Annotated in this window: 5 protein-coding genes; 3 read left to right on the forward strand and 2 right to left on the reverse strand. The window is 47.6% G+C overall.

Annotation, left to right across the window (positions count from 1 at the left end; all coding sequences use genetic code 11):
• Positions 1–120: 120 nt before the first annotated feature.
• On the reverse strand, positions 121–477 hold the full coding sequence (locus IQ235_RS18750; RefSeq protein ID WP_264322931.1) for a GNAT family N-acetyltransferase: 357 nt from the start codon (positions 475–477) through the stop codon (positions 121–123).
• A gap of 203 nt (positions 478–680) precedes the next feature.
• On the opposite strand from IQ235_RS18750, the gene IQ235_RS18755 reads away from it, so the two are divergent.
• From IQ235_RS18755 to IQ235_RS18770, 3 genes are all read left to right on the forward strand, one after another.
• Complete coding sequence (locus IQ235_RS18755) at positions 681–1,247, forward strand: tetratricopeptide repeat protein (RefSeq protein ID WP_264322932.1); 567 nt, start codon at positions 681–683, stop codon at positions 1,245–1,247.
• A gap of 526 nt (positions 1,248–1,773) precedes the next feature.
• Entirely contained in the window at positions 1,774–2,862 is a 1,089-nt protein-coding gene (gene hppD, locus IQ235_RS18760; protein ID WP_264322933.1) for a 4-hydroxyphenylpyruvate dioxygenase, read from the forward strand.
• Positions 2,863–3,590: 728 nt separating this feature from the next.
• Positions 3,591–3,989: a response regulator gene (locus IQ235_RS18770; RefSeq protein ID WP_264322934.1), complete on the forward strand. Its 399-nt coding sequence runs from the start codon at positions 3,591–3,593 to the stop codon at positions 3,987–3,989.
• A gap of 165 nt (positions 3,990–4,154) precedes the next feature.
• Here the strand turns inward: IQ235_RS18770 and IQ235_RS18775 are convergent.
• On the reverse strand, positions 4,155–5,008 hold an 854-nt coding region (locus IQ235_RS18775), incomplete at its 5' end, for a metal ABC transporter permease (RefSeq protein WP_441373278.1).

Here is a 5,008-nt window from a genome sequence, read left to right on the forward strand (position 1 = left end):
GCCTTTTTGGGCTTGATGGATAAGATGTAAGGGTGAGTTCGTATCAAAGCCGGATAAAAGATCGTAATCCGCAAATTCCCAAACGGTTCCTGTCTCGCAGGTCTCCGGAATTATAGTGATTTAACCGGATTTGATATCAAAAGTGACGTAAACCACCGATTCTTCCGATCCGCCAACGGCAGCATACAGTCCTCGGGCCGCTGAATTCTCCGCTTCGGTGAGTACCCACGCTTCCGTACAGCCGAGTTCTCGCGCGAGATCGAAGAGTTTTTCGAGGAGTTGCTTGCCGATACCTCGGTGCTGATAGGCCGGTGCGACACCGACTTCGTTTATCCAGAGTTCGTTGGGTTTATCCGGGTGAACGTAATGTACCGCAGATGCCATCCCCACCACCCGATCGAGTACGGCTGCTTCATCTTGCCCGAGGATACGAACCGTTATCGGTGCGATACTTCGCTGTTTGGCTCGATCGTTCATCCTAATTATTTGAGGTACTGAATATTTAGACCCGTAACTAACACTAACCTTAAATTGAGAGGCTTTCTTTGGGCGTGGGAAACTCAATTCCCAGCCGGTGAGGATGGCAGATGACCCAATACTGACGATCTAATTTTGCGTAAACCGATCGCCTACATTTGAAGTATGCAGTACCGCCTCCAATTTTTTTGATTTTTTAACGAATGAAAGCTTCTCTTTTAATTCTGTTATCCATTGCCCTAACGCTGCTACCCTCACAGTTCGATCGAAAAGCAATCGCTTCCCCGATTTTGTCGGTTTCCCCCACCCCAAAGACTCAGACTCTCGATCGAGCAGCAGTTGATGCTGTCGATCTCAATCTACTGGTACTCAACATCGCCTCGGCTTATGCTGAAGTCGGACAGATTGATAAAGCCATAGAAGTTGCGCAAACGATCGCCGATAACAGGTATCGAGCCTTGGCATTAAATTCGATCGTCAAGACCTTAGCCGAGGCTGGAGAGATCGATCGAGCTTTAGAAGTCTCCCAAACCATTGCCGATCGCGAAGTGCAACTCTGGGCAACTACTCAAATCGTTGAAGCTTTAGCCTCAGATGGAGACTTTCCCCAAGCCCTGGAACTGATGCAAACCATCACCGATGACGAACGCAAAGCTTGGGTACTGCGTTCGACCATTTCAAGTACTCGACAACGAAGCTTGGACGTTCAGTTCCCTGGCACTCGCTCATACTCACGTCGGCAATCTCGATCGAGCGTTGCAAGTGACTGATTCGATCGCCGATCTCGACATGCAAGCTTGGACGTTACGGAATATCGCAGACATCGTCGCTGAAAACGGAAACCCCCAGAAAGCGCTAGAAACTACGCGATCGCGATTGTTCGGTACGATCGGAAAATGTCAAAGTCAGCTACGCCGATGCATTTCTCTACTATCCCAGTGCATTTGTTACCTGCAACGATCGAGCCGATCGCTACGTGATATCAGATCCGGATAATTGACCATAATGCGTAACGCTCACCGATCGCATTATCTTTCCCAGCGTCGAACTCGAAGTGGCGATCGTAACTCTCCATCTCCTTTCGCCAAGCGCGGAATTTAGTCAACTTGCCTGAAGATAGATTTCTATCGGGTTTTTTAGGGATAAAGTTGTTAGTATATGTAACGGTTTGTCAACCCGATCGCCCCAACGACTAGCTCGATCGAGATTCGTTCGGACTCGGACGGCAAACCCGATGGGCACGAAAGACTGATGCCGTTCGGAATCACTGAGATTCGCAAAAAAAGAGGAAGCTTCATGGGCGACTTTTGCCCCATCCAAGGATTCGACCATCTGGAATTATACGTCGGCAATGCCAGACAGGCGGCACTCTTTTACGCCAAGGGATTGGGCTTTACCCAAACGGCATACCGGGGTCTGAAAACCGGCGATCGCAAAGTCGCTTCTTACGTGATGGAACAAGGGCAAATCCGCCTGGTATTGAGTACGGCACTGAGTCGAGAACATCCCATTTCCCGTAGCGTCCTCCAGCATGGAGATGCGATTTCCACCATCGCTTTGAGAGTCCCGGACGCGGTGCGTGCCTACCGGGAAACCACCGCCAGAGGTGCTGTGGGAGCAATTCCACCCACAGAAGAAGAAGACGCGGGGGGCATCCTTCGCTACGCTGCCATCCGCATTTACGGCAACACCCAAATCAAATTCATCGATCGCCGCGACTATACCGGCGTATTTGCCCCCGGCTTCGAGGCGACGCACCTGCCCCCCACTCCAGACGTGGGATTGCAGGATATCGACCATATCGTCGGGAATGTGGAACGGGGCACCATGGATCGATGGGCGCAATTTTTCGCCGAAACCCTGGGATTCGAGCTGTTGGCGCATTTTGACGATAAAATCGTCTCCACGGCATACTCGGCACTGATGTCGAAAGTGATGGTGGACGGCACGGGTCGAATTAAGCTGCCGGTGAACGAACCCGCATCGGGAAAACGCACCTCTCAAATCGAAGAGTATTTAACCTACAATGGCGGCGCTGGGGTACAACACGTTGCGTTCGCCACTGACAATATCGTCAAGACCGTTTCGCAACTCCAAGCCTCGGGCATCGAGTTTCTGGGAGTTCCTCCATCCTACTATCGAGATTTGGAAGCGCGGGTGGGAAACTTGGATGTAGCGATCGAAAAGCTGGCAAAGTTGGGAATTTTGGTCGATCGCGATCGAGATGGATACTTGTTCCAAATTTTTACTCAACCTGTAGTCGATCGACCCACACTATTTTTTGAAGTTATCGAGCGCCACGGTTCGCGAGGATTTGGTGAAGGTAATTTCAAAGCCCTATTCGAGTCGATCGAACGAGAACAAGCGCTGAGGGGAAATTTATGAATCAGTAATAAGTAATCAGTACTCATTTGCCAGTCTAATGTGAAATATCTTATCTCAAAATTTATTGTTTTACTGCTTGTTCTAAGTCTTTTTATCGCTCTGCCTTTCCCCGCCCGAGCGGCATTGTGTCATACCGAAAAAGACCGATCGATTTGTATCGTTAGTATCAAGCGCAGCGCCAAAAATTACTGGGAATATCGTGCTTCCGTTCGTATCGACAACGGTGTTAGTCGCGAGATTCGCCCGATCGAGATTTATAATTGCCGAGATCGGGTGAGAGTTCGCAAAAATGGTCGTACCGTCCCCTTTGAAACAAAAGGTGTTGGAGAGTGGATTTGCAGTTATTTTTAATACTTCGGTGCCACTTATACAGACCCCTGCTATCCCGGATTTGGGGAAAGTTTTCTAGCCGCCTTTACTAAACGAGAAATAGAAATTTAAGGGTCTGGGTTATTAAGTTGTACGTTGCGTTAATACATCATCAGGACATCAGGAATTGGTGTAGTAGGATATGTCAAAATGAAAAACGTTCGATCTTCACTTAAATATAAAAGTCAATATAAAAATACGTCGTAATGTATTTCGTCATGTATTACTGAGTACGAAATCGGTCTGGGATGCACGATTATGGTGAAAATCCTAGCTCTAGATCGGAAATTGAGTCTATGCCACGAGTATCTTTCTCAAGTCAGTTAAGCTTAAGTTAGCGATAAGCAATCGGTCAGTATATGAATATTTTATTAGTTGAAGACGACCTGCTCTTAGCAAAAGGAACAGCAAAATTAATTGAGCGATTGAGCGCGCATAAAGTTCAAATTACAGCCGACCCGGAGAAAATCTTTAAGTGGTGTCGGGAGGGCAATATCGATCTTGTTTTGATGGATATCAATTTGCCCGGTTCTCGGTGGAATGGCACGCAAGTAAGTGGAACGGATTTATCTCGATCTCTCAAGGAAGACGATCGCACCGATCGTCTTCCCATTATCTTGTTGAGTGCTTATGCCATGAAAAATCAAAAAATCAAACTCTTAAAATTCTCGAAAGCAGACGATTTTTGGACGAAACCGATTACCGTATATGACGAACTCATATGCCGCATGGAAGAGCTAGTAGCCCTTGTCACCTAATTCGGAACTCGACCGAACGACGATTCTGACCATCGATCGAAACGATCTCGTTGGGATTGAAGCAAATCGCAACGTTAACTGATGGGGAGCTTGAGAGGCTGTAAGTCCTGCTCTCGATGCTCGGGAAAAGAGACTAAAAATATGAGTGGTACGTTCGTTGAGAATTTAGCCAGCTTGGGTTCGAGCGAGCAAACCGTATTTCGGAGCAAGTATCATAGCGCCGAGAAAAAACAGCGTCATTAATACCACGATACAACCTCCTGTTGCGACATCTAGATGATAGCTAGCATAAACCCCGAAAACGCAGGATAAAACGCTCGTCGCCACAGAAATGGCAAGCATTCGATCGAAGCGATCGGTTAGCAAATAAGCCGTTGCCCCTGGGGTAATTAGCATGGCTACCACCAGCACGATTCCAGCAGTTTGTAAAGCCGCAACGATCGTTAATGCTAATACCGACAGGAGAGTATAGTACATCAGTTGGGTATTCAAACCGATCGCTTTGGCATGGTTTGGATCGAAGCAAAAAAGCAATAAATCCTTGCGCCGGAAAAGGATAATTCCCAAAGTCACAAACCCAGCAATTAGAGTTTGAATAATATCCTCTTGCGAAATACCCAATACATTGCCAAATAAAATATGGAATAAATCGATATTACTGGGAATTTTGGTAGCTAAAACCAATCCAAAAGCGAAAAATCCGGTAAACACCACCCCAATCACCGCATCTTCTTTCAGGCGGGTTTTTGACTTGACGTAACCAATAGCAACAGTTGCCCCAAACCCAAAGAGGAACGCCCCCACGGAAAACGGAATCCCCACGGCATAAGCCACCACCACCCCAGGAACGACGGCATGGGAAACGGCATCCCCCATCAGCGACCAACCTTTGAGGGTAATGTAGCAAGATAGCACCGCACAGACGATGCCGACAAACGCACTCACCCACAGGGCTTTGAGCATAAAGCCATATTGCAGGGGGGCGCTAAACCAATCAATTAAACCATTCATTCTAATTC

Source organism: Zarconia navalis LEGE 11467, from assembly GCF_015207075.1.
Taxonomy (GTDB): Bacteria; Cyanobacteriota; Cyanobacteriia; order Cyanobacteriales; family Geitlerinemataceae; genus Zarconia; species Zarconia navalis.

Excerpts from the sequence above, each read along its gene's own strand:
- IQ235_RS18750 (WP_264322931.1), bottom strand. The coding sequence starts at position 477 with ATGAACGATCGAGCCAAACAGCGAAGTATCGCACCGATAACGGTTCGT.
- IQ235_RS18755 (WP_264322932.1), top strand. The coding sequence starts at position 681 with ATGAAAGCTTCTCTTTTAATTCTGTTATCCATTGCCCTAACGCTGCTA.
- hppD (WP_264322933.1), top strand. The coding sequence starts at position 1,774 with ATGGGCGACTTTTGCCCCATCCAAGGATTCGACCATCTGGAATTATAC.
- IQ235_RS18770 (WP_264322934.1), top strand. The coding sequence starts at position 3,591 with ATGAATATTTTATTAGTTGAAGACGACCTGCTCTTAGCAAAAGGAACA.